At 62.5% G+C, this 4,557-nt stretch carries 3 protein-coding genes; all 3 read left to right on the forward strand.

The window, feature by feature from the left end; genetic code table 11:
• Positions 1-1,095, forward strand: a 1,095-nt coding sequence (gene gcvT, locus AC2FJW_RS19580) for a glycine cleavage system aminomethyltransferase GcvT (RefSeq protein ID WP_496707767.1), incomplete at its 5' end; no start/stop codon positions are given.
• 18 nt (positions 1,096-1,113) lie between these two features.
• Positions 1,114-1,479, forward strand: a complete 366-nt coding sequence (gene gcvH / locus AC2FJW_RS19585) for a glycine cleavage system protein GcvH (protein ID WP_142640419.1) — start codon at positions 1,114-1,116, stop codon at positions 1,477-1,479.
• A 177-nt stretch (positions 1,480-1,656) separates the two neighbouring features.
• On the forward strand, positions 1,657-4,512 hold the full coding sequence (gene gcvP / locus AC2FJW_RS19590) for an aminomethyl-transferring glycine dehydrogenase (protein WP_496751189.1): 2,856 nt from the start codon (positions 1,657-1,659) through the stop codon (positions 4,510-4,512).
• The last annotated feature ends 45 nt before the right edge of the window (positions 4,513-4,557 follow it).

Consider the following 4,557-nt stretch of genomic DNA (forward strand, 5'->3'; position numbering starts at 1 on the left):
ATGACGGATATTAAGCGCACGCCTTTGCATGGTTTGCATGTTGAGTTGGGTGGGAAGTTGGTTGATTTTGCGGGCTGGGAGATGCCTGTTCAGTATCCCTTGGGGATTATGGGTGAGCATGCGCAGTGTCGTGAGAAGGCGGCGGTGTTTGATGTGTCTCATATGGGTCAGGTGATCCTGCGGGGTGAGGATGTTGGTGCCAAGCTTGAGGCTCTGTGCCCGCAGGCCTATGCGACATTGAAGCCTGGCAAGGCGCGGTATGGATTTTTCACCAATTCGGATGGCGGGATCATGGATGATCTGATCGTGTCGAATGCGGGGGATCACTTCTTTGTGGTGGTGAACGCGGCGCTGCGTCATCAGGATATTCCACATATGCGCGCCAATCTGGACGGGGTTGAGGTGATCGAGATCTTTGACCGCGCGCTTGTTGCGGTGCAGGGACCGAAGGCCGAGGATGTGGTGGGTGCGCTTTGCCCTGCGGCGCGGGATCTGAAGTTCATGGAAACCGTTGTTGCCGACATCCTGGGGGCCGAATGCCGGATCTCGCGTCTGGGCTATACCGGCGAGGACGGGTACGAGATCTCGATCCCCGAGGACCGTGCGATAGAAATCACCAAGGCCTTCCTGGCGCATGAGGATTGCGAGGCGGCGGGCCTGGGCGCGCGCGACAGCCTGCGGCTGGAGGCGGGGCTGTGCCTGTATGGCAATGACATCGACCAGGGCACCTCGCCGATCGAGGCCAGCCTGGGTTGGGCGATCCAGAAACGCCGCAAGGAAGAGGGTGGGTTCCCGGGGGCCGATCGCATTCAAAAAGAACTGGCCGAGGGTCCCGCGCGCAAGCTGGTGGGCATCAAGCCGGAAGGCCGGGCACCGGCGCGTCAGGGCGTGGACATTCAGTGCGCGCAGGGCAATACAATCGGTCAGATCACCTCGGGCGGGTTTGGCCCGACGGTCGGTGGACCTGTGGCGATGGGCTATGTGGCGGCGGATCATGCCGAACCGGGCACGGCGGTGAATCTGATCATCCGGGGCAAGCCGCAACCGGCACAGATTGTGGCCACCCCCTTTGTCACCCAGAATTACAAGCGTTGAAGTCAGGAGAGAGACAACATGGCAACCTATTATTCCGAAGAGCACGAATGGCTGACCGTCGAGGGCGACACCGCGACGCTGGGCATCACCAAACACGCGGCTGAACAGCTGGGCGACGTGGTGTTCGTGGAACAGCAGGAAGCAGGCGACGAGTTCGAGAAGGGCGGCGAGATTGGCGTGATCGAATCCGTCAAGGCGGCGTCCGAGCTTTATGCGCCGGTTGATGGCGAGATCGTCGAGGTCAACGAAGCGCTGGCCGACAATCCGGGCGCGCTGAACGACGACCCCGAGGGCGAGGCCTGGATTTACAAGATCAAGATCACGGATGCGTCGCAGCTGGAAGATCTGATGGATGAGGCCGGCTATAAGGCGTTTATCGGCTGATCCTCTCCGGGGCCCCGGTTCCGGGGCTCCAATGCTTTGACTTATGCCGCCGAATTTGGGCTTTGCCCGTTCGGGCCCGAAGCTGTCCTTTGGACAGGTGCCGGGACGGCCCTCACCCCTCCGCCAGAGGCTGCTGCAGCCTCGGCCGGACCTGACCTTTCGACAGGAGCGCTACACATGGCCTTCAAACTCACCGATTACGAAGCCTATGACTTTGCCAACCGTCGCCATATCGGGCCCAGCCCGACCGAGATGCGCGACATGCTCAAGGTGATCGGCTTCACGACGCTGGATCAGCTGATTGACGCCACCGTCCCCCCTGCGATCCGGCAGAAGGAAGCGCTGGACTGGGGTCCGGCGATGACCGAGCGCGATGCGCTGTTCCACATGAAAGAGGTGGCGAGCAAGAACAAGGTTCTGACCTCGCTGATTGGTCAGGGCTATTACGGCACCACCACGCCTGCGCCGATCCTGCGCAATATCCTGGAAAACCCGGCCTGGTACACGGCGTACACGCCTTATCAGCCCGAGATCAGCCAGGGCCGGCTTGAGGCGCTGCTGAACTTCCAGACCATGGTCAGCGATCTGACCGGGCTGGACGTGGCCAACGCATCCCTGCTGGACGAAGCAACCGCTGCTGCCGAGGCGATGGCGATGGCCAAGCGCGGTGGCCGGTCCAAGGCCAATAACGCGGCTTTCTTCGTCGATAAAAACTGCCACCCGCAGACCATTGCGGTGATCAAAACCCGCGCCGAGCCTCTGGGCATCGACGTACAGGTGGCTGATCCGGATACGATGGACGCGGGCGCGGTGTTTGGCGCGATCTTCCAGTATCCCGGCACGCATGGACATGTGCGCGACTTCACCGCCGAGATCGCGGCGCTGCATGAACATAAAGCCATTGCCATCGTTGCCGCCGACATCCTGTCGCTGGCACTGCTGAAGTCGCCGGGCGAGATGGGCGCGGATATCGCCATCGGTTCGACCCAGCGCTTTGGCGTGCCGATGGGCTATGGCGGCCCGCACGCGGCCTATATGGCGACCACCGACAAGCTGAAGCGGTCGATGCCCGGCCGGATCATCGGCGTCAGCATCGACAGTCGGGGCAACAAGGCCTATCGCCTGGCGCTGCAGACCCGCGAACAGCATATCCGCCGCGAGAAGGCCAACTCGAATGTCTGCACCGCGCAGGCGCTGCTGGCCGTCATTGCGTCGATGTATGCGGTTTATCACGGCCCTGATGGCATCAAGGCCATTGCGCAATCGGTGCACCGCAAGACCTCGCGCCTGGCCGCCGGTCTGGAAGAGGCGGGCTTTGCCGTGGAACCGGAAGTGTTCTTTGACACCATCACGGTCGAGGTCGGCCATCTGCAGAATGTAGTGATGGAGGCCGCCGTGGCCCGCGGCGTCAACCTGCGCAAGGTCGGCGACAGCAAGGTCGGCATCAGCCTGGACGAACAGACCCGGCCCGAGACCATCGAGGCCGTCTGGGGTGCCTTCGGCATCGATCGGGCGGATGACAGCTCGAACAAGCAATACCGCCTGCCGGATTACGCGCTGCGTGAAAGCGAATATCTGACCCACGAGATCTTCCACAAGAACCGGGCCGAGGCCGAGATCACGCGGTACATGCGCCGTCTCGCCGACCGCGACCTGGCGTTGGACCGGGCGATGATCCCGCTGGGGTCGTGCACGATGAAGCTGAACGCCACGATCGAGATGATCCCGGTCACCTGGCCCGAGTTCGGCAATCTGCACCCGTTCTGCCCCGAAGATCAGGCACAGGGCTATCACGAGATGATTGCCGATCTGAACGACAAGCTGTGCCAGATCACCGGCTATGACGCGATCTCGCAGCAGCCCAACTCGGGCGCGCAGGGCGAGTACGCAGGCCTGCTGACCATCCGCAACTATCACGCCGCGCGGGGTGAGGCGCATCGCAATGTCTGCCTGATCCCCACTTCGGCCCATGGCACCAACCCGGCCTCGGCCCAGATGGTGGGCTATCAGGTGGTGCCGGTGCAAGCGGATGAGAAGGGCAACATTGATGTCGCCGATTTCCGCGCCAAGGCGGAAAAGCATTCTCACCATCTGGCCGCCTGCATGATTACCTACCCGTCGACCCATGGCGTGTTCGAGACCACCGTCCAGGAGGTCTGCCAGATCACCCATGATCACGGCGGTCAGGTCTATATCGACGGCGCCAACATGAACGCCATGGTCGGACTGTCGCGTCCTGGTGACATTGGTGGCGACGTCAGCCACCTGAACCTGCACAAGACCTTCTGCATCCCGCATGGCGGTGGCGGCCCCGGCATGGGTCCGATCGGCGTCAAGGCGCATCTGGAGGAACACCTGCCCGGCCACCCGGAATACGGCACCGCCGTCGGTCCGGTCTCGGCGGCACCGTTTGGGTCTCCGTCGATCCTGCCGGTCAGTTGGGCCTATGTGCTGCTGATGGGCGGTGCGGGTCTGACCCAGGCCACGAAAGTGGCGATCCTGAACGCCAACTATATCGCGGCCCGGCTGCAGGACGCCTATCCGATCCTGTACACCTCGGAAACAGGCCGGGTGGCGCATGAATGTATCCTTGACACCCGTCCTCTGGATGAGGCGGCCCATGTCAGCGTCGACGATGTGGCCAAGCGTCTGGTCGATTCCGGCTTCCACGCGCCCACCATGTCCTGGCCGGTGGCCGGAACCCTGATGGTCGAGCCCACCGAGTCGGAACCCAAGGACGAGCTGGATCGCTTCTGCGACGCCATGCTGTCCATCCGGGCCGAGGCGCAGGACATCATCGACGGCAAGATCGATGCGGAGAACAACCCGTTGAAAAACGCCCCCCATACGGTGCGCGATCTGGTCGGCGACTGGGACCGCCCATACACCCGCGAACAGGCCTGCTTCCCCCCGGGCTCCATGGGCGTCGACAAATACTGGTCCCCCGTCAACCGCGTCGACAACGCATACGGAGACCGAAACCTCATCTGCACATGCCCACCAATGTCCGAATACGAAGACGCAGCTGAGTAAACAGACGACAACCAGATCAGCCCCCGCACTGGCCAGGGGCTGATC

This window comes from Ruegeria sp. CDSA020 (assembly GCF_059612345.1).